Here is an 18,850-nt window from a genome sequence, read left to right as displayed (position 1 = left end):
CTTGCCCACGCCATTCACGCGCGGCATGCTTGCCACATGCTCGACCCTTTCGCTCCCGACAGCTAAACTCGTGCGCGCAGAGGCCCACATTATCGGAATTGAACCGAGGATTAGCGGTGCCCTCGAGCTGGCGATGGCGCTCAACCTTGCCCAATTCCACAAGGTGCTCCAGGCCTCCTTTGGTTGGACCGACAGCCATTTGCGCCAGTTCAACATCGGCGGCCTCATCTATGGCGCGCCGGAGTTCGACGAGGACGGCTTCAGCGCCAATCGCATCTCCGAGGCAACCGAGTTACGGATGGTCGATTTCGTTTTTTCCTAGGATCCCGACGAGCAGCCCATCACGATCCTCTATGAGTACGACTTCGGCGACAACTGGCGCCATCTGCTCCGTCTGGAACGCCTTCCGGGCGAGGCAGGCGTCAATTATCCTCGCTGCATTGCAGCTGGCCGGTCAGGGCCGCCAGAGGACGTCGGCGGCCCGCACGGCTATGCCGAGTTCCTCGAAGCATGGCGCGACAGCGGTCACGAAGAGCATAAGGCCATGCGCCGGTGGGCCGGCCGCAAATTTCATCCCGAACTGTGACCTCGACGCCATAAACAACGCGATCGCCAAGGCAGTGCGCGCCGCACGAGGAAACTACCGCTTCCGCCGCCAATCCAAGGGAGAGTTGTCCGCACACGACAGAAACCGTTTCAAGCTCAAACCGGCCAACAAGATGTAAGGCGGCACGGCCAGCGAATAGTGACCACAGTTCAACTCCAAAACAGTCGGTCTGGCTCCGGCGTCCTTGAGCCTCTGCATGAACCTCTCTGACAGTGCCGGCAGCACCACTTTGTCTCTCTTGGCCAACACAACGTGAAGATCGAGATCAGGCCGTGCCAGACAATGTGCATAATTCTCCAGGTTAAGCGGACCCCAGGCCCTTCTGAGATCGGTCAGCTCAATCTCAGCCTCAAGGCTATCGCGTATCGATCGTGTCGCGCGGCCCGTCCAGACCATGTCCGCCAGACTCCCCGCCGTCAGGAACAGCGAGGCTTTTGAGACGGCATTGTCGCGCGCGGCAATCAACCCCGCGACCCAGGAACCCAAGCTCATACCAAGAACCGAAATCTCTCTATAGCCTTCGCTCCTCAACCAACGTATGAGCTTTCGCCCATCCAGTACTCCCTGCCTTATAGACTGGATCGTTCGCCCGAGATTGGGGCTAAGCATATAATCGGCGTGGACGGAGCCGGGGCGGCTGCGCTCGAAGTGATAAGGCATAGCGATCTCGACTACCGTGATACCACGCCGCGAGAAAAATTTGGCAATCTGACGGTTCCGCGCGCCTGCATTCCAATGGTGAAAGATCACCATTGCCTGGTCGAAGGACCCGCTTTCCGTGATTTTCGCCCACACGACATTGTTCGCTGCAATATCAGTCGCAATGTCCGATGGAAATTTTAGCCACCCATCCCTCCTTTCAAAACCCTGATCGCTCTCACTCGGCTCCTCGAAAAAGGCTGGATCAGCGACGGCCTGGTCCGCAAGCGCACAAAACTCCTCGATGCTCGCAATCTTCCTCGCTCCCGGAAAGGCGCGGTCCGCGTCAAGGATGAGATGCGTTGTCTTTTTCCCTTCCTCGCCGCGCCGCGCCCGCCGCTCATCCCAACGATCAAGCCAACTATGATACATTCTGATTGTTTCCTAACTCTCTCGCTCGCCTTTCCCGAATCCGGGATCAATTAGGCCGTATATCGCGAGCAGCACTCCCACGCCCAGAAGGATTGAAAAGCCAGCAAATGCATCGATTAGCAAGTAGCCAGCAACGAGTAACGCCACGACCGCCAACATCTTCCACAAAGCCACCTGAAACCGAGTTCCGACACCCAAACGGATCCAGCCATACACAAAAACAACACAGGTCGAAATAACGATAAGAAGGCTGCTGTACTGCGTCGGCATTCTATAGGCGATCCCGTCTCTCACATCATTGCCCCCATATAAGGCTGAATACATGTCGCCGACTAACCAAGCCGCAATATTTTCTCCACGCGACGTCAGGTAAGAGCTTTGAGCCTTCATGCATATGGCGATCAGAACCCCCAAAACAGTACATCGAAAAATGCCACGCATCACCCTGAGACCGGCTTCATTGACCTTATGTTGATAACTCACCTCCGGTCGGCTCTTCGATGCCTCACGAATTATCCAAAGATCATGGATGACCGTGTAAAGCAAAATGAGACCCACAAAGAACAGATAGAAGCACAGGCACATATAGAGGTAAGCGAGCCCCGTGAATACGACCTCTTCCGGCACGGATATGACCTCAGGGCGCACAATCGCTAACTTGCCCCAATCCGTCGCATAATTGCCAGCGCCTTCCATCAACGGAATCAAACATACGCCGATCCACTGAAAGAGCCCGGCGAACACCACGCAAATCAGAAAAACGGACCAATATGAATACGAAGAAGCTTCTACATTGTGCGCCCAAGCATCGTCGTTTCCGATCCGGTCGCCCTCCGTTACAAGCTTTAAGCGCCCCTGAGTTTTCCAAAAGACAACTAGCTCTGTCACGAACACAAAAAACAGTGGCAAAAGCACCATGAACAGGAATGTCCAATTCGGCGCCCAAAGAAACCCAACCTGCTTCACGAGGCCATCCGCCCGGACGTAAGTAGCGTCGTGAATCCCCGTGATATACGATAAAAACCCAAGAGCGGCGGCACCCGCAAACACCGACGCCGGTAAATTCAAAGGAGATCCGCGGCTAAAAAGCGCTTCCGATCTCCTCGCCAAACTAAAACGCCGCCTCGGCCCCCTGGCGTCAGTATTCCGTGCCAGCTTTGCCAGGGATTCTGACTCGTCATCGAAGGTCGTGTTCCGTGCCCAATCTGGAATCGCCAGCGCAACGTCGCTTCCGGCTCTCTTCCATTCTCGTCTCTTGGCCGCTAACCGCGATTGCGCCGCACTTAGCTCCATCTGCCATTCGCTGGTAGCCACCGGATCATCGCACCCAAAAACCCTCGCCAGCCAACGGATGTTCGCAGCGCTAATTCCCTTGTCGTTCTCTTGAAACCAAAGCTGGACCGTTCGCAGATCGACCCCAGTCCGGTTGGAATCAATCTGTGAAATCGCCTCTGCGAGAAGCTCGGGCGTCCATGGGCCTGCCGGAAATCCATCTTTGTCCAATGGCCGACCCGCACCCGCCGCGGCTAGTCGTTTGAATAGCTCTTTGAAATCACTCCCGTCTCTCGGTGGCGGGAGAAATAACTTGGCGTTCCTAAACAAGTACTTGCAGGCTCTGGTTTCGCTTCGTTTCGCTAGTCTTCGTATCCTATCGTGCCATCGTCCCTAATCAACTTATTTCTCGACCTTGTGCAACGGGCGAGGGGCGGGCCGCGAATCACTCGGAGCAGGACAATGGCTATTGAACTGGCGTGCAGCAACGGAGAGGCACAAGAGGCAGTCGGAGTTGTGAGTCTGATCGCGGCGCATCGTCATGCCATGGCAAAGGTGGAGAGTCTCGGAAAACGGTTAATGCAAGCCGAAGATGCCGAGGCGGCGCTGATCGGGCCGCAGCTTGACGCCGTGATGGCGGACGAGGCGGTTGTGCGACGGCAGGCAGCGATGGCGCCGGTTGCCGATGTTTGCGAGCTGAAAATGAAAGCCGAATATTTCGAGCGGCTCATGAACAACGGTTGGTGCGACGTGGATTGGGATGACCTGCAGGAGCTGCTGCGATCTTTCGTCGATTTGCCCATCTAAGAAAAGACCGCAGAAAACCAAGATGCCAAGGCGTGCCATGCGGCATAGGCCAACGTCGGCATCGCGATGATCGCAATGAATGCAAGCGCGCCCGGTATAGCCCCGTCCGTGCGGCCCTCGACTGGGTAATAGTAGCGGTTCGATTCCTCTTCGTGATTCATTGCTTGCGCTCCCTCGGCCGTTTCAGCAAAAGTTCAATTGGATGTTGAAACTTGGTCGCCCAAAGGCCATCTGCTTTCATTTTCGCGTTAAGCTCGGCCACCAGATAGTTAGCACTGACGGCGTTGCCTTTCGCGTCGGTTGCGGCGAACGCGTAGCCGGCCGCGATGAGGGCGGTCCCCACGTCGATCGTGTTGCCGTCGAGTTTCGCTCCACAGACGACAAACGTCGCGTTGTCCAGCGCCATGGCGATAGGCTGGCAAGTCACGGCCGCTGTCGAAAACAAGGCGGCCAGGTGGGCGAGCGAGATGTTGCCGCAATCGAGTTCTCTACCATTCGCATTCAGGGCGGTCGTGCCCCGCAAGCACGATTGGACGCCATAAAGCCGGTAGAGCTTGCCACGGTCGCCCCACGTATCTCCGGTCAACAGTTCGGCGCTTTTCGACACGAGTACGGGAGTGGCTGTCGCGCTCAGTGGCGTGGTGCCTTGGGCGCTCACAGCGTGAGCGGTCGCGAGTGCGAACAGCGCGGCGAGGCTAGTTCGCTTCATCGGTCTGGAACTGTTTGCCGAGATCGGAGGCATGTTCGAGATCCGGTCGCAGAGACTTGCCTTCCGTGTTGCGGCCGATCGCAGCCATCTCGAAGAAGACAATGGAATCGTCGTCATATGCGACCGAATAGGGGTCGTTGGCATTGCCAGCCCCGACGAGCGCAAAGCACGAAACCGCGTCCGGTACGCCAGATTGGCTTTTCAGGACCAGCGTCTTGCACAACACGACGGATGCGCGGGTGTTATAAACAGCGTCCTCGTAGTCCTGCACGGCCTTCGTACAATCCCACTCCTCGGTTTTATAGGTAATCTTCGGCTTCGGGCAGGCCGCGAGGCCTCGCAGCCTGTAGGTGACGCCGTTGATGACGCGTTCCGTCGCGGACTTGATTTGCACCGGCTCTGTCAGCTGCGTCACCTCGCGCTGATAAAGGCCCCCGTGGCCATCGTAGCGCTCGTACACGAAAATCTTTTCGCCAGGCTTTGCGAACTTCTGCAGGTACGCGGTCGAGGGCTGCTCGAACGGATGCGGCTCGTTCGTGCCCAGGTCGGCTGCGCATAAAACGGTGCTTTGCAGCAACAAAGCCGCAACGAAGGGCATCTGTTTCATCGGAAAAATAGCCTCGATAACGCTTCTCGTATTGACACTTTACTTTGGGACCCTGTACCCATAGTAAAGTGTCAATTTCGGTAACGCAATGAAAAACCGGATCGCCCTTGCGGTTTCGCTGTGTAGCGTCATGGCATCATTCGGCGCACACGCGCAGAACACGCCCTCGAAGCGCATTGCGGCGGTATTTCCACCGCCGGCCCGCACGGCGCTTTCGACCGTTTCGGACGACGATCACGGTTCGGCGATCAGCGGCGGGTGTGCGCCGACGGACCGCCGGCGCGCCGCGGCCTTGGTGCGAAAGACCGCCGAAGAAGAAGGCTTCAATCCCGATCTAACCGAGGCGGTTGCCTGGGCAGAAAGCGATATGGGCGGCAATCAAAGGCCGTCTCGCGCGGGCGCTCTCGGCATCATGCAGCTCATGCCGGCCACAGCGTCTCGTCTTGGTGTGGCTGACAGATGCGACGAGAAAGCCAACATCCGCGCGGGCGTCCGGTATCTGAAAGCGCTTTATGACGAGTTCCATGATCCGCTGTTGATGTTGGCCGCCTACAACGCAGGTGAGCAGAACGTCTACAAAGCCAACGGCATTCCCGTGAACGACGAGACCACGAAATACGTGGTGAAAGTGCTCAATCGCTGGAAGCTCGGCAAGCTGATCAAGGGCGCCATTCCCAACGATGTTGACGATCACGCAGCCGCGACCGCCACGGTCGGTGGCGCCGCCTGGCAAGATGGTCACGTCATCGATTTTGGCAACTGAAAAGGAGTAAAAGGACGATGGATTATAAAAAGGCAGGCAAATTCGCCCTGCAGTTTATTGCCGCTGCGGCGATCGGCGTGTCGCTGGCGCCGGCGAGCGCATACGCGCAGTCGGCAGCCCCGGTCGAGGGCGTGCTGGAATGGTTCGTCGGTGTGCTGCAGGGCAGCATTGCTCGATCTTTTGGGATCATAGCAGTTTGCTTTCTCGGCTTTCTTGCCATGACCGGCAGACTGGTGTGGATGATGGCCCTTTCCATCATCATCGGCATCGCTCTCGTCTTTGGCGCTGCAGCTCTGGTCGATTCCATCAGGTCTACCGCTGGAGGCGCGTGAGCGGATGGACGACGAAGAGGTCTATGTCGAGCCCGTAAGCCTTCCTTTGACGCGCCCCCCAATGAAATGGGGCGTTCGTTACGAGGTGTTCGCGATTAACGGCATGGGTGCCGTCATCGGATTCATAGCGACCAGCAGCTTCACGCTCGGCCTGTCCCTCTTCGGCGTGACGCATCTGGTGAGCGCCTATCTGTGCCAGCGCGACCCTTACATCTTCCACATAGTCGAACGCCGGCTGTCGAAGCGGGGCGCGGTCGCAAACTCAGGCTTTTGGGGCGCGAGGAGCTATTCGCCGTGACCGTAAACGCCGATCTGAAGTTCGCCAAAGCGCGCAGACGGGAAAAGCCTGTCGAGGCGCATGTCCCTTATCTGCGGCATGTCGACGACAACCTGATCGTCACGAAAAGCGGGTTTCTCGTCGGGGTCATTCAGCTTAGCGGCCTGCCATTCCAGACAATGGATCAGGCAGAACTCAACAGCCGCATGTTCAATCGCAACACGACATTCCGCAATCTCTCCACGTCCCGTTTTGCGGCCTATTCGACCATCATTCGACGTCACGTAGCGCCAGAGATCGAAGGGGATTTCGACAACCCTTTCGTGGCTGAGCTCGATGCCCGCTATATGGACGAGTTGGGGTCAAAGAATCTGTTCGTCAACGAGGCTTTCCTGACCCTCATCCGCCGCCCGATGGTTGGGCGTGTCGGATGGGTCGACAAGGCGTTCAACGCGTTCCGCATCAGTACGGCCGGCGAAGAAACACGTGAAGAGGCCATGGCCGAATTGCACGATGTCCTCAATGGCGTCGTAAAGGACTTTTCGGCCTATGGCGCGCGGCTTCTGGGGGTGGTGACACGGCGCGACAGCGTGTTTTCCGAACCTACCGAATTCATCGCCAAGATTCTCGCCGGCGGCGCAGATGTGGAAATGCCGCTCCCGCGCATGAATTTGGCTACTGCGTGTGCGACGCGGCAAATCTTCTTCGGCAAATCCGCTGTGGAGATCAGAGGGGCGCAGGCAAGCAAGATTGGCGCCATGGTGTCCATCAAGGAATACCCGCCCTTCACGGCACCCGGGTCGCTTGATGGTCTGTTGCGGCTCCCGCATGAATTCATCCTGACGCAGTCGTTCGCGATCAAGGATCGCGTGACGGCCATGCGACGCATCAACACCATCTCAAACCAGGTCGGCGGTTCGGATGAGGCCGGAACCTCCGTCGAGGATTCAGTGCACGCCGGTGCGGACAAGCTTGCCGGCGGTGAGGTGGTTTTCGGGCAGCACCACATGACGGTGATGGCGCTCGCCGCCGACGTCCAAGGGCTCAACCGCGCCTTGTCCGACATAACCGCCGAACTTTCGCGCATGTCGATCGTTCCGGTGCGGGAAACCCTTAACATGGAGCTTGCGTTTTGGGCACAACTGCCCGGCAATTTCAGCTACATTGCGCGCCGCGCCCTGATCTCGTCGCTGAATTTTGCCGGGCTGTTTTCAGGCCACAATTTCCCCTCAGGCCAGCGTGAAGGACTGCACTGGAAGAGACCAATCGCGCTTCTCGAGACGACCAGCCAGACAGCCTACTATTTCAACTTTCACGTTCACGATGTCGGTCACTTCACGGTTTTCGGTCCGACCGGTTCGGGCAAGACGGTCGTGCTGTCATTCCTGATGGCGCAGGCGATGCGGATTTCGCCGCGACCCCGGTGCGTGTACTTTGACTACATGCGGGGCGCCGAGCTCTTCATTCGCGCGCTCGGCGGCCGCTATGAGGTCATGCAGCCGATGCAGGCCACCGGCTTCGCGCCGCTCCAGCTGGAAGACACTGCAGAAAACCGCACGTTTCTTGAAGGGCTTCTGCGCTACATCCTGACCCCTGACGACGGTTCGCTCGATGTGGCCGAAATGCGCGTGATCAACACGGCCATCGACAAGGTCTACAAGATCCCGCGCCAACAACGCACGTTTGAGTTGCTGCCGGAAGTGCTGCGCGGTTCGCTGACGCCCGGGATGAACGATCTCGCAGCGCGAATTGAACCGTGGCTGGACCCTGGCGACAAGGGCTGGCTCTTCAATAACCCCGTCGATCTCGTCGACTTCTCGAAGCCGGTGGTAGGGTTCGACATGACGAAGATCCTGGCCGACAAGAAATTGCGCTCGGCCGCTCTGCTATACATCTTCCACCGGCTCGAAGAGATAATCGACGGAACGCCGCTTCTCATGTTCCTCGATGAAGGCTGGAAGCTGCTCGACGACGATGTGTTTGCCGCCTTCATCAACGAGACGCTGAAAACAATCCGCCGGCGCAACGGTGTCGTCGGCTTCGGCACCCAGACGGCCGAGGATGTGGTGAATTCGTCGATCTCGTCGTCGCTGATCGAGCAGACGAAAACCAACATCTTTTTCCCCAATCCGAAGGCGAGCAAGGATTCCTACATGGCGCGCTTCTCGCTGACGGCGAAGGAGTTCGAGTTTGTGCGCCGCACAGCCAAGGAGACGCGAACGTTCCTGGTCAAGCACGACAGCGATTCCATCGTGGCGAAGCTCGATCTGTCCGGCATGCCCGATCTCATCAAGGTGCTGTCGACCAACGAAACCAACATCAAGGAGTGCGAACGGCTACGGGAGATCTACGGGCAAGAGCCGGAGGCGTGGCTACCATACCTTTGCGGATGGGAGAGCGAGCATGAAGAAGCGGCTTAGCAGCGTGATCGCCGCGGCCGCGATCTTGCCGGGGCAGATGGCGCCTGCCCCGGCGCTGGCCCAGATCGCCGTCATCGACAATTCCAATCTGGATGAGCGCGCGCAAGACGAGCAGCACAGCGAGAAGTCGCAAGAAACCAAATCCGACGAGAAGGGGAAGAAAAAGAGTGTCGTTTGCACCTATACGAATAAGTACAGGTCGCAAATGTTCAGTCGCTCCCCTGGTGAGGCGCTGAACCACGACGCCGAAAACGCAAAGCTCATCCGCTACTATGCTCAAAAATATGGCGTTCCGGAGGGTCTGGCCCTGTCGGTCGCGTACCAGGAATCCCGCCTTGACAGCTGTGCCGGCTCTCACACCGGCGTCAAGGGCGTGATGCAACTGACACAGGGAACGGGCAGGCAGCTCGGCTTCGATCGCGATATCAACGAGCAAAACGTCGAGGGCGGGGTCAAGTATCTCGGCAAAGGCGTCGCACAATGCGGCGCCAGCAACTACAGCTGCCTGGCGAGCTTTTACAACGGCTCCAATGCCGCCGAACAGGCGCAGTGGGCCTCAGGCGTCGGCCGATGGCACGGCTACTTCGACAACTACGTCTCCAGCGGACAGGCGCCGGCGGCGGCCCCACCAGCGATCAGCATCGTGACGTCGAGCGGACCGGGCGGCGCTGCCCAAACCGGCGCCCTCGATTCTGTCTCCAAAGCCGCGGCCGACCTTGACGGAGGCTCCGCACAGATGACGGCCAATTCCGCGCAGATCGACGCGCTCGTCGGTGGCGTCGGACAAGTTGGCGAATACAAGGAGGCCTGGGAGCTCAACTCGTCCGCTCGCAGTCTCAATACGGACGTGACCGGCCAATATATCAATCAGGCCTCGGACTTCACCGCCCTCCTCGGCCAGTATCTTTCGTTGAGCAACGTCGGAGCCTCGCAGACTGCGCGGATCATTGCGCCGCCGCCGGATGGGGGCCCAAATCCATTTTCATGCGACCCGGCCGAGCTTCAACGCCTGCGGATCGATCGAAGCCAATGGCTACCCTGTGCCAGCCAGCGAGCGCACAGCAGTTCCGGGAACGCGCAGTCAGTGCAAATCAATGCTGATCCAACCGGCGCGGCTCGCGCAATTGAAGCAATTCAGGAATAGGAGGCTGACGTGAGAAAAATCGCTTTCGCAGCATGTGTAACACTTCTGTCCAGCGCGGCTCACGCGCAAATCGCCGTCATCGACAATGCGAACTTGGACGTTGCCCGCCAGAATGCGGACAACACCAATTCGATCATGGGCTCCAACAAGGACATCCTCGAGAAGAGCAACCAGATCCTGCAAGCGCTGACGGGCAGCCGCAACGGCTCTCTCGGCATTGGCCAGATGGGCCTGGGCGGCAATATGTCGATTGCGCAAGCGCCGAGCTTCGGAGCGATCCTCAATGGCGGCGCCCTCTCTTTCGGCGGACTGTCGCCGCAAATCCAGAAAATCGCCGGAGCTGTCATCAACGGCCTGCAGCTGGTCAAACAGCTCCAGCAAATTACCGGCAATGGCAGCAGTGCCGTCAATACAGCCTATGGCGGCAGCGTCAACGTCGCGTCGCTGTTGAGCGCTCTGACATCCCAGGCTTCGCAAGGGGTCGCGCAACGCGAACAGTCGTTACAGTCGGCCAGCGGCCAGGTCGGACAGTCCGAGGACGTCAAAGGCTCGGTCGATCAAAACACGCGCATGCAGCTCGAGAATGCTCGTGCGGTCAACGAGCTCATTGGCGTGCAGAATGGTGCAGTCGCCGCGCTCAACGAGGAAATGAAAACACGGCTGTTGCGCCAGAGCCAGGTGCAAAGGCTGATGACGCCGGCGCAAGTCAATCCATTCCAAAACTTCGGCACAAGCGGGAACTGATCGTTGACGGCGCGAGCGAAATCGATGGCAGCTTTGTGGCGGTGGGTCGCCGTGGTCGCCGTCGCGGTGACGAGCGTCACGGTGGGCGGGTGCGCCAGGCCAGGTCGCGAGCTTAAAGCGCCGTGCGCGCCGCTGGCTTATGTGGGTGACGCAAGCTGCGGACCCTTGAAGCCGGTCAACGCCACGCCGTTCGATGGTGTTGTCGAGGATTAATGAACGGGCTGGCGACAAGCATTCTGGGAGGCATCGATGACGTCGGAAAGGGCTTTGTTTCCACCGTCTACATGCAGCTCGGCTACGCGCTGGGGAATGTCTACGCGCTCATGCTCACCGTCTATATCGTTTGGTGGGGATACTCGATCCTCAGCGGCCGCGAGACGATTTCTCCGATTGACGCGGCGTATCGCCTCGGTCGTGCGGTGGTCATTTATCTGTTGCTGAATGGATGGGGCACGTTCTCCGAAACGATCTACAAGCTCGTGCAGGCGGTGCCGAGCGAAATCGGCAAGGTCATCGTCGGGGCCGTATCGCGCGCGACGGGCAACCAGCTCTCGGATCAAGATGCGATCCCGGCACTGATCGACAATCTCTACCGAGGTGCCCAGGATGTTGCCAATCAGGTCTACAGCGGCACCTTTTACGACATATTCGGCGCGCTGCTTTCTACCATCGTGCTTCTGGCCGCCATCATCTTTTCGGCGCTTGCAATAGCGGCAATCATCGCGGCCAAGATCATGCTGTTCATCACTTTGGCGCTGGCACCGGTCTGGATTGTCCTTTGGCTCTACAGGTGGTCAACCCGGATGAGCGAGGGGTTCATTTCGCTGACCACGTACCTGATCATCCAGCAGATCCTCATATATGGCTTCCTGGGATTCTATTTTTCTCTCGTAAATCTTGCCTTGAACACTGCCACGTCGGGAGGTGCCAGCGTCGACAATAAGATGTCGATGGTCCTGCCACTCGTCCTAGTCACGATCATCGGCATCTATGTGCTCATGCAAATCCCGGCAATCGCCTCGATACTGAACGGCGGCGGCTATCTCAGCACAGTCGGAGCATACCGTTCCTATGGAAATGTCCTGGGCAATGTTGCCCGCTATTCCGGAGCGCGGTTCGCTGCAAATCGTTGGCAGCGGCTCAGGCCGTCCCGCAGTAACGAGGCGGCTCGATCATCCATTCAGCAAGCGGCGCGCGATAACGCGAGACCATTGGCCTAGATCGCAGGCATCGACCTGATCAGCGCGGCTTTGTGGCTGCCGCGGGAATTTGGAAATGGGGCGAAAGTAAAGTGACAGAAATGCCAGCAAGCATAGCCGCCGAGACCGGCAGACCGGTCGACAACCGCTACTATGAAGCAGGTGCGACGTGGGAGGACGACACACACCGGTCTCTCAGACGCTCGCGCACGCTGGCCTGGCTTGTCAGCGGCGTCGCAAGTGTGGTTGCAGGCCTGTCGTTGCTGACGCTCGTCCTGATCCTTCCGCTCAAGCAATTCGAGCCCTATGTGATCGAGGTCGACAAGGCGACCGGCTATCTCGAAATTGCGCGCGCGCTCAAACCGGGCGATCTGTCGCAAAATGAGGCGGTCACGGCCGCCAATCTCGTTCGCTATATCCGCGCGCGCGAAACCTATGACGCGCGCGAGATCAAGCAGAACTACGATCTTGCGCAGCTCTATTCGACAGCAACGGCGGCCAAGGATTTGACTTGGGCTTACACACCGTCCAACGCGCAGTCGCTAGACAAGATCTACGGTCGCAACGTCACCATCTCCGTCGACGTCAAGTCGGTGTCGCTGCTCAACAACACGACGGCGTCCGTGCGGTTTTCGACCATGACGCGTCGCGAGAACTCCTCGACGACCGACAATTGGGTGGCCGTGGTCAAGTTCCGTTACACGACGACGCCCATGAAAAACGAGTGGCGCTTCGACAATCCGCTTGGCTTCCAGGTGATGGAATACCGTCGCGATCAGGAGTCCGCGCCGACGGCAGGGAGCTCGCAATGAAGACCCACATCGGGGCTGCTCTTTCCCTGCTGATCCTGCTTGGCTCGGCCAGCTGCGCTGCCGCGCGCGACTATCGTATCCGCTACGTGCCTTTCGACAATGACAACGTGACGGCGGTCAATGCCGCGCTCGGCGTCTCCACGATGATTGAGCTCAGCCCGTCCGAGGTCATTGAAACCGTCTCGGCCGGCGACACGAAAGGCTGGTCGATCGTGCCGAAACGCGGCTCGCGCTTTCTCTTCATCAAGCCGCTCGAACGGGACGCCTGGACGAATGTCAACGTCATTACCGACCGGCGCGTCTATTCGCTGCTGCTCAAAGCCACCAACAGCGATCGCGACCGTGCGTCCTTCCAAGTCCGGTTCAAATATCCGGATGAGGATCAAAACGCGCGCTTGCTTTCCCAGGCCCAGAAAAGCGCTGCCGATCCCGATCTCAAGAACCTCAACTATGCCGATCTCAACTACAATTACGTCTATGGCGGGGACGATAGCCTGAAACCCCGCGTCGCCTTTGATGATGGCACCAAGATGTTCCTGGAGTTCACAGGGGATATCCCGGCCATCTTCGTCGTCGACGAAAAAGGCCATGAATCACTCGTCAATCAGCGGACCCAGGGAAAATACACGATCATTGACAAGATTGGCCGGCAATTCACGCTGAGGGCCGACGGGAAAACGCTCTGTCTCTACAATCGAGCGCAGCCATCGAAGGCCGATCCTGTCTCCGACGTCTACGGGCCGAAGAAGCTGGTGCGCGGGTCCGGCCCCTTCTCTTCCCCGATCGCAAGGGGGAGATAGGTGAGCAACATCGACTATAATGAGCTCGATGGCGGCCCGACCGTCGCTCGACGCTATGCCGGAATGGGCGCAAAAGTCGCCATGGTCGTCGCAGGGCTGACTGTTGCGATCGCGCTGATCTGGGTCAATTGGCCTCGCGAGCCGCGGTCTCATGCTGTCGCCTCGAACTCTGGCGAGAATTTCAACCCGCCCGAATTTCGTCCGCCGGCGCTGGCCGAGACGCCACAAGCGGCCGACAAGACAATCGATCAAATCGTTGTTCCCCCGCCTGCGGAAGGGGAAGCCAACAAGCAGCAGGCCGACAATGTGGATCAGACGGTCCAGCAAGGCGAAGATCTCGACGCGCAGCGGCGTGCAGTCGAGGCCCAGATGGCAGCCGAACAGGCTCGCCGCAAAGCTGAAGAGGAAGAGGCCCGTCGCAAGTCCGCGGCCGACGAGGAGGCCCGCCGGAAGGCCGAGGAGGCTGAGCGCCAAAAGGCAATGTGGGAGCGCCTGCGGTCAAACCAGATGATTACCAGCGAGCAAGAGAGCGCGGCCGCCGCGCACGATCAGCCGGCCCAGGCACAAATCGCCGCTGACGGTCAGCTTGTTCCGGTGCCAGGGGCCGATACCGATCCCAACAAGGCTTTCCTCGCGCAATCGGAAACACATTCGAATGCGATGGCCAAGGCACGGGTTTTCCGCCGCACCGATGCGTTGATCCCGGAAGGTACGATGATCCGCGGATTTCTGGAAACCGCCATCAACACCGATCTACCCGGCATGGTTCGCGCGGTCGCGCGCGAAGACGTCTATTCGCTCGACGGCCGCCGCATTCTGATCCCGAAGGGCTCCCGGCTGACCGGTGAGTATCGTTCGGGGATCGCGCGCGGGCAAAAGCGTGTTTTCATCGTCTGGAATCGGGTCATCCGTTCTGACGGCGTTTCGGTCGACATTGCCTCGCCCGGAGCCGACCGTCTCGGACGGGGCGGTCTCGGTGGCCGCGTCGATACGCACTGGCTTGAACGCTATGGCAATGCGATCATGCTTTCCGTGGTGGGCGGCGTTTCGGAATATCTGTCCTCGCTCGCCGACAATGGCAACGACAGCCAGCAACGTCAGGTGACAACCGTCGACCCCGTCACGGGGCAGACAGTCACCACCACCTATGGCGGCTCCGGTTCGCAACGCGATGCCCGCAGCATCGCCTTCGACAAATCCTCGACGGCCCTGCAACAGCTGGCACAAGAGGCATTCCGCGACACACAGAACATTCCGCCGACGATCTACGTGGACCAGGGCACGCCGATCGTCGTCTTCGTTCGCCGTGATCTGGATTTTTCCGAGCTTTATGCGGATCCGGTGCAGGAGGAGCTGGCTCGACTGAAGCGCGGCGGAAAGCCGGCAAAGGCGCTCGATCCGACGCCGCTGTTTATGACGCCGAAGGCTGAGGCTGGTCCCTATTATCCAGGCTACGGGAATCCGGCCAAATGAATGTCATGCAGCCTGTGCCGGACCCCTGGGCGCGGGCGCCGGTCCTGCGCGCCGAACTGGAACCGATCTGGCCCTATATGGAGGAAGAAACGGTTTCGGAAATCGCCATCAACCGACCCGGCGAAGTTTTCATTGAGTGCCTTGGCACAAAGGACATGGAGCACGTCGTCAAACGCGAGCTCACCAAAAACTGGATTCGCTCGGTCTCGGTCGGCGTCGCCTCGGCCACCAACCAAGTCGTCAACGAAGTCACGCCAGTCCTGTCAGCCGCGCTGCCATCAGGCGAGCGCTTTCAATGCGTGCTGCCGCCGGCCGCACCGGATGGCGGCGTGATCTCCATCCGCAAGCAGGTCATCATGGACATGACCCTTGGGGACTACGCAAGGATGGGCGCCTTCGAACATACCGAGATGGGAAGTGGCCTGGCGCTCTCGGCCGAAGAAAGGCAGCTCGTCGAGATGCTGCATGACACCTCGCCGTTGGACTTTCTGCAATACGCGGTTCGCAATCGGATTTCGCTCATCGTCTCCGGCGGCACGTCCACCGGCAAGACGACCTTCCTCAACGCGTTGTTGAAGGTCATCCCCTCTCATGAGCGCATCATAACCATCGAGGACACGCGCGAACTCAAGCCGGCGACGTTGAACACTGTGACCCTGCTTGCCTCGAAAGGTGACCAAGGCCTTGCCAAGGTCACGCCGCAACAGCTTCTCGAGGCATCGCTGCGAATGCGGCCCGACCGGCTGCTGCTGGGCGAACTGCGCGGTGTCGAGACATTTTCGTTCTTGCAAGCCATCAATACCGGCCATCCGGGTTCGCTGACGACCGTTCACGCCAATTCCGCCCGTTCGGCCTATGAGCGCTTGGCGCTCATGGTCATGCAAAGCAATGTCGGGCTCTCGCGTGACGAGATTCTCGACTACCTGCGCGACGTGATCCCAGTCGTGGTGCAGATGGTGCGCGGCGACGGCGGACGCCGATCGATAAGCGAAATCAAGTTCACGAAGGCGGAGACGATTTGACGAGGTCGCATTATGGAAAAGATCGCTGGCAGGATCTTCTTGACGCTGATGGCTGTGGCCCTAGGCGCCTTGCTGTTTTTGGTCGCATACGCGGCTACGGACTGGTACAGGACCGGTTCGCATTTTCTCTTTGAGAGCCTGAATGCGGACCCACGGCCAGTCTTCGGCTACGCCTGGACGGACCTGAAAGCTGGAAGTTTCGCAAAGGTCGAATACGCCAGCGCCGCAGCCGTATTCGGCTTGGTCCTGCCGCTCGTCATCGCATTTCTTATGCGGCCGCCCAAGCGCAACGACGCGAAATTCATGTCAATGGCGGACGTTAGCCGGGCTGGCCTGCTGAAGCCGAGGGGAATCTTCATCGGACGGGCCGGCGGCAGACTGGTCAATCTGTTTGCACCGCACCGCGACCGGCGCACGGGCAAATTGAGCCTGACGCGGCCGAGACTTCGTGGCGGCAAGAAACTTTGGATCGACGGCGACGACGTGGGCGGCTTCGTCATTGGACCGCCAAGGTCGGGCAAAGGCGCGGCGCTGATCATTCCCAACGCGCTGATGTGGCCACATTCGCTTGTCGTGCTCGATCTTCGCGGCGAGACTTACGAAGCGACAGCCGGCCACCGGGCCACGTTCAGCCAGGTCGTTCGCTTCGCGCCGGCCGACCGCGACGGCAACACCGCTTTCTATAATCCGATGGACTTCATTTCCCTCGATTCGGCTCAGCGGGACATCGACCTACGCAACATGGCGGCCGCACTCTTTCCGCGGCCACCTGCGAACGCCGATCCTTATTGGGTCAACGATGCGCGCCTCCTCTTCACCGGCATTGCCTCTTACGTGATGGAGTCCCCGCAGATCGCCGACGAGAACCGCAGCTTTGCCACCATCCTCAAGATCATGAACGGCACCGACGAGCCCATTTTGGAGTTCCTGGCGAGCTTGCGCGACAACCGCCGGCATGAAGTGTCCGATTTTACGCTGCAGACGCTTCTGCCCTACGCAGATATGGCGGAGAAGCAGTTTTCCGGTCTCTATGCCGGCGTTCGAACCGGAATGGCGCCCTTCTTGAACGAGCGGCTGATGCGGGCAACCTCGCGCAGCTCCTTCGACATCCGCAATCTCAAGAGCGCGCGGGTCTCGCTCTATCTCGATTTTCGGCGCGAGCAGATGGCTTCCCTCGGCCCGCTGTTCAATGTGCTCATCACGCAGATGATGAACTTCATGTCCGAATCCATGCCACGCCCCGGCGAGCATCAGGTGCTTGTCCTGCTGGATGAATTTCAGAACCTGGGCAAGCTTGAGAAAGTAACGGACATGGCGACGGTCCTTGGCGGCCACGGCGTGCCGATATGGTTTTTCGTACAGTCCCTAAAATCTGTCGATGAGATCTACCGGAAAGAAAGCCGCGAAACGCTCATCAACGCTGCCCGAGTCCAGATCTTTTTCGGCGCCCAAGAGACCGATGATCTGCGCTACGTCTCCGAGCAGATAGGCGAAACCTCCGAATCTCAGAAGGACGTCACCAGAACCCAGGCCAGCCTTTTCGACACCTATTACACGCGCTCCGTTCACAACAGGCAAGTGCGTCGGCCGCTCATGCGCCCCGACGAAATCCGCACCATGGACAAGAGCAAGCTCGTCATTCTGCCGCGTGGCGAAAACGCAATCCTTGCAACCCGCAATTTCTATTTCGCAGATCGTGAACTCTCCAAGCGCGCTTTCATGGAGCTGCCAGAAAGTGCGAACGCAATTCCCGCCAAACCCGTCGCTGCCACCGCTCCCCTCCCCTCCCCATTTGTCCAGTCGATTGTGCCGGTTGGGCCACGCTATCGTTCCGGCATCACACACTCGCGGCTGCAGCGCGGTGCGACTTTCGCTGCAAAAGTCGGACGTGCCGACCACCCAGCCCCTCGCCGTCGGCCGCAAAAGGCGGGCGCTGAAGGGTCCCTCGTCCCGCCGGCAACGGTGGCGCCCGCAGCGCCAAACGCCGTCGATTTTTCGGCTTTGGCGGCCCGCGCGGCGTCGACCAGGATCTCGCCGCAAAAAGAGGCTATGCTTGCGGCCATTCTCGGTCAGGCCAAATCTTTCCGTCCGCAGTCGGCGGACGCCGAGACATTCGACCGCAATTTAAGCATCGTTGCAGAAGCACTGCCGGACGTCGTGGACGAGTAATTTCTACCAGCGCCCCGTCGGCAAGGCGAAACGGCCCTCGCCGGAATGTAACCATGCTCCATTGCGAAAATATTTCCGCCTAGCGCCCAACCTTTGGAATTATCTTGGTCGAAAATCACTCAAAACCAAGTCACAAGGAGAATGTTCAGTGTTCGCTCCCAAGCCTCTGGACCGCTCCTCTGAAGGTTCGATCCTTCTTTTGGCCGGGCCGTTTGAGCCCGGCCTTTTTCTTAACTCCTCAGTTCCGAGGTCTTCGGAGTGAGACTCCGCGCCTCCGCGCGCCTTTGGGCAAATTGGATCATTACGTTACGCGCCCATGCACTGGGCAGGTGTCTCCTCTTTACGTCGGCCAACTTCGGCGACCGGCAAGGTGAGCAGACTTCGCGGAACGACGGAACCAGTGCGCTGCCCCCCGCTCTGTTCTCTGGGGGGCTACCGTCATGACCTGTCAACTCTGCGGCGGCAAGCGCCGCATATACCCGTGCCGGGATGACGAGACCTGCCCGATGGCGGGACGGCGGCTGCGAGGATTGCGCCGGCCGATGTGCTGAGTGCCATAGCGGTGGAGTTCGCCTCCCGGACGGCTCCCAGTCGGAACGCTCCAGCGCCCCGGAAGATCAGC

At 59.2% G+C, this 18,850-nt stretch carries 19 protein-coding genes and 1 pseudogene; 15 read left to right on the top strand and 5 right to left on the bottom strand.

Annotated elements, in window-relative coordinates; translation table 11 throughout:
* Positions 1-25 precede the first annotated feature (25 nt).
* Positions 26-586: pseudogene (locus C7I87_RS31350) on the top strand (plasmid pRiA4b ORF-3 family protein).
* 54 nt (positions 587-640) lie between these two features.
* Here C7I87_RS31350 and C7I87_RS31345 read toward each other — a convergent pair.
* Both C7I87_RS31345 and C7I87_RS31340 read right to left on the bottom strand, forming a co-directional pair.
* On the bottom strand, positions 641-1,678 hold the full coding sequence (locus C7I87_RS31345) for an RcgR family putative quorum lactone hydrolase (protein ID WP_149907842.1): 1,038 nt from the start codon (positions 1,676-1,678) through the stop codon (positions 641-643).
* A gap of 12 nt (positions 1,679-1,690) precedes the next feature.
* Positions 1,691-3,280, bottom strand: a complete 1,590-nt coding sequence (locus C7I87_RS31340) for an RcgA family putative transporter (RefSeq protein WP_149907841.1) — start codon at positions 3,278-3,280, stop codon at positions 1,691-1,693.
* Positions 3,281-3,412: 132 nt separating this feature from the next.
* Here C7I87_RS31340 and C7I87_RS31335 point away from each other — a divergent pair, with 132 nt between their 5' ends.
* On the top strand, positions 3,413-3,757 hold the full coding sequence (locus C7I87_RS31335) for a hypothetical protein (RefSeq protein ID WP_149907840.1): 345 nt from the start codon (positions 3,413-3,415) through the stop codon (positions 3,755-3,757).
* Here the strand turns inward: C7I87_RS31335 and C7I87_RS35430 are convergent.
* The 3 genes from C7I87_RS35430 to C7I87_RS31325 are packed head-to-tail and all read right to left on the bottom strand — an operon-like array spanning position 3,754 to position 5,073.
* The gene (locus C7I87_RS35430; protein WP_188394064.1) at positions 3,754-3,918 is read right to left on the bottom strand and encodes a hypothetical protein; all 165 of its coding nucleotides are present in this window, start codon (positions 3,916-3,918) and stop codon (positions 3,754-3,756) included. The two genes, C7I87_RS31335 and C7I87_RS35430, sit on opposite strands and share 4 nt — an antisense overlap.
* Positions 3,915-4,466 (bottom strand): thermonuclease family protein, encoded by a 552-nt coding sequence (locus C7I87_RS31330; protein ID WP_149907839.1) that lies wholly within the window; start codon positions 4,464-4,466, stop codon positions 3,915-3,917. The genes C7I87_RS35430 and C7I87_RS31330 overlap by 4 nt, the downstream gene beginning before the upstream one ends.
* A complete protein-coding gene (locus C7I87_RS31325; RefSeq protein WP_149907838.1) occupies positions 4,453-5,073 on the bottom strand; it encodes a hypothetical protein in 621 nt (206 codons plus the stop codon). Before C7I87_RS31325 ends, C7I87_RS31330 begins: the two co-directional genes overlap by 14 nt.
* A 295-nt stretch (positions 5,074-5,368) precedes the next feature.
* Here C7I87_RS31325 and C7I87_RS31320 point away from each other — a divergent pair, with 295 nt between their 5' ends.
* The 13 genes from C7I87_RS31320 to C7I87_RS31260 all read left to right on the top strand — a co-directional run bounded on the left by C7I87_RS31320 (position 5,369) and on the right by C7I87_RS31260 (position 18,228).
* Entirely contained in the window at positions 5,369-5,836 is a 468-nt protein-coding gene (locus C7I87_RS31320) for a lytic transglycosylase domain-containing protein (RefSeq protein WP_246696475.1), read from the top strand.
* 17 nt (positions 5,837-5,853) lie between these two features.
* Positions 5,854-6,168: a TrbC/VirB2 family type IV secretion system protein gene (locus tag C7I87_RS31315; protein ID WP_149907836.1), complete on the top strand. Its 315-nt coding sequence runs from the start codon at positions 5,854-5,856 to the stop codon at positions 6,166-6,168.
* A gap of 4 nt (positions 6,169-6,172) precedes the next feature.
* Entirely contained in the window at positions 6,173-6,466 is a 294-nt protein-coding gene (locus C7I87_RS31310) for a VirB3 family type IV secretion system protein (protein ID WP_149907835.1), read from the top strand.
* Complete coding sequence (locus tag C7I87_RS31305; RefSeq protein WP_149907834.1) at positions 6,463-8,865, top strand: VirB4 family type IV secretion/conjugal transfer ATPase; 2,403 nt, start codon at positions 6,463-6,465, stop codon at positions 8,863-8,865. Before C7I87_RS31310 ends, C7I87_RS31305 begins: the two co-directional genes overlap by 4 nt.
* Positions 8,849-10,009 (top strand): transglycosylase SLT domain-containing protein, encoded by a 1,161-nt coding sequence (locus C7I87_RS31300; protein ID WP_149907833.1) that lies wholly within the window; start codon positions 8,849-8,851, stop codon positions 10,007-10,009. Before C7I87_RS31305 ends, C7I87_RS31300 begins: the two co-directional genes overlap by 17 nt.
* Before the next feature lie 9 nt (positions 10,010-10,018).
* Entirely contained in the window at positions 10,019-10,753 is a 735-nt protein-coding gene (locus tag C7I87_RS31295; protein WP_149907832.1) for a type IV secretion system protein, read from the top strand.
* A gap of 24 nt (positions 10,754-10,777) precedes the next feature.
* Positions 10,778-10,966 (top strand): hypothetical protein, encoded by a 189-nt coding sequence (locus tag C7I87_RS31290; RefSeq protein ID WP_149907831.1) that lies wholly within the window; start codon positions 10,778-10,780, stop codon positions 10,964-10,966.
* The gene (locus C7I87_RS31285) at positions 10,966-11,973 is read left to right on the top strand and encodes a TrbL/VirB6 family protein (protein ID WP_149907830.1); all 1,008 of its coding nucleotides are present in this window, start codon (positions 10,966-10,968) and stop codon (positions 11,971-11,973) included. Before C7I87_RS31290 ends, C7I87_RS31285 begins: the two co-directional genes overlap by 1 nt.
* Before the next feature lie 80 nt (positions 11,974-12,053).
* The gene (locus C7I87_RS31280; RefSeq protein ID WP_149907829.1) at positions 12,054-12,764 is read left to right on the top strand and encodes a VirB8 family type IV secretion system protein; all 711 of its coding nucleotides are present in this window, start codon (positions 12,054-12,056) and stop codon (positions 12,762-12,764) included.
* Complete coding sequence (locus C7I87_RS31275) at positions 12,761-13,564, top strand: TrbG/VirB9 family P-type conjugative transfer protein (RefSeq protein ID WP_149907828.1); 804 nt, start codon at positions 12,761-12,763, stop codon at positions 13,562-13,564. Before C7I87_RS31280 ends, C7I87_RS31275 begins: the two co-directional genes overlap by 4 nt.
* Positions 13,565-15,037, top strand: a complete 1,473-nt coding sequence (gene virB10 / locus C7I87_RS31270; protein WP_149907827.1) for a type IV secretion system protein VirB10 — start codon at positions 13,565-13,567, stop codon at positions 15,035-15,037.
* Complete coding sequence (virB11, locus tag C7I87_RS31265) at positions 15,034-16,059, top strand: P-type DNA transfer ATPase VirB11 (RefSeq protein ID WP_149907826.1); 1,026 nt, start codon at positions 15,034-15,036, stop codon at positions 16,057-16,059. The genes virB10 and virB11 overlap by 4 nt, the downstream gene beginning before the upstream one ends.
* 12 nt (positions 16,060-16,071) lie before the next feature.
* On the top strand, positions 16,072-18,228 hold the full coding sequence (locus tag C7I87_RS31260) for a type IV secretory system conjugative DNA transfer family protein (RefSeq protein WP_149907825.1): 2,157 nt from the start codon (positions 16,072-16,074) through the stop codon (positions 18,226-18,228).
* The last annotated feature ends 622 nt before the right edge of the window (positions 18,229-18,850 follow it).

Source organism: Mesorhizobium sp. SARCC-RB16n (assembly GCF_008520305.1).
Classification (GTDB): Bacteria; Pseudomonadota; Alphaproteobacteria; order Rhizobiales; family Rhizobiaceae; genus Mesorhizobium.
Note: the sequence above shows the minus strand (reverse complement) of the source record. Positions and strands in the feature narration are given on the sequence as shown.

Excerpts from the sequence above, each read along its gene's own strand:
- C7I87_RS31345 (WP_149907842.1), bottom strand. The coding sequence starts at position 1,678 with ATGTATCATAGTTGGCTTGATCGTTGGGATGAGCGGCGGGCGCGGCGC.
- C7I87_RS31335 (WP_149907840.1), top strand. The coding sequence starts at position 3,413 with ATGGCTATTGAACTGGCGTGCAGCAACGGAGAGGCACAAGAGGCAGTC.
- C7I87_RS35430 (WP_188394064.1), bottom strand. The coding sequence starts at position 3,918 with ATGAATCACGAAGAGGAATCGAACCGCTACTATTACCCAGTCGAGGGC.
- C7I87_RS31330 (WP_149907839.1), bottom strand. The coding sequence starts at position 4,466 with ATGAAGCGAACTAGCCTCGCCGCGCTGTTCGCACTCGCGACCGCTCAC.
- C7I87_RS31325 (WP_149907838.1), bottom strand. The coding sequence starts at position 5,073 with ATGAAACAGATGCCCTTCGTTGCGGCTTTGTTGCTGCAAAGCACCGTT.
- C7I87_RS31315 (WP_149907836.1), top strand. The coding sequence starts at position 5,854 with ATGGATTATAAAAAGGCAGGCAAATTCGCCCTGCAGTTTATTGCCGCT.
- C7I87_RS31310 (WP_149907835.1), top strand. The coding sequence starts at position 6,173 with ATGGACGACGAAGAGGTCTATGTCGAGCCCGTAAGCCTTCCTTTGACG.
- C7I87_RS31300 (WP_149907833.1), top strand. The coding sequence starts at position 8,849 with ATGAAGAAGCGGCTTAGCAGCGTGATCGCCGCGGCCGCGATCTTGCCG.
- C7I87_RS31290 (WP_149907831.1), top strand. The coding sequence starts at position 10,778 with ATGGCAGCTTTGTGGCGGTGGGTCGCCGTGGTCGCCGTCGCGGTGACG.
- C7I87_RS31285 (WP_149907830.1), top strand. The coding sequence starts at position 10,966 with ATGAACGGGCTGGCGACAAGCATTCTGGGAGGCATCGATGACGTCGGA.
- C7I87_RS31280 (WP_149907829.1), top strand. The coding sequence starts at position 12,054 with ATGCCAGCAAGCATAGCCGCCGAGACCGGCAGACCGGTCGACAACCGC.
- C7I87_RS31275 (WP_149907828.1), top strand. The coding sequence starts at position 12,761 with ATGAAGACCCACATCGGGGCTGCTCTTTCCCTGCTGATCCTGCTTGGC.
- virB11 (WP_149907826.1), top strand. The coding sequence starts at position 15,034 with ATGAATGTCATGCAGCCTGTGCCGGACCCCTGGGCGCGGGCGCCGGTC.
- C7I87_RS31260 (WP_149907825.1), top strand. The coding sequence starts at position 16,072 with ATGGAAAAGATCGCTGGCAGGATCTTCTTGACGCTGATGGCTGTGGCC.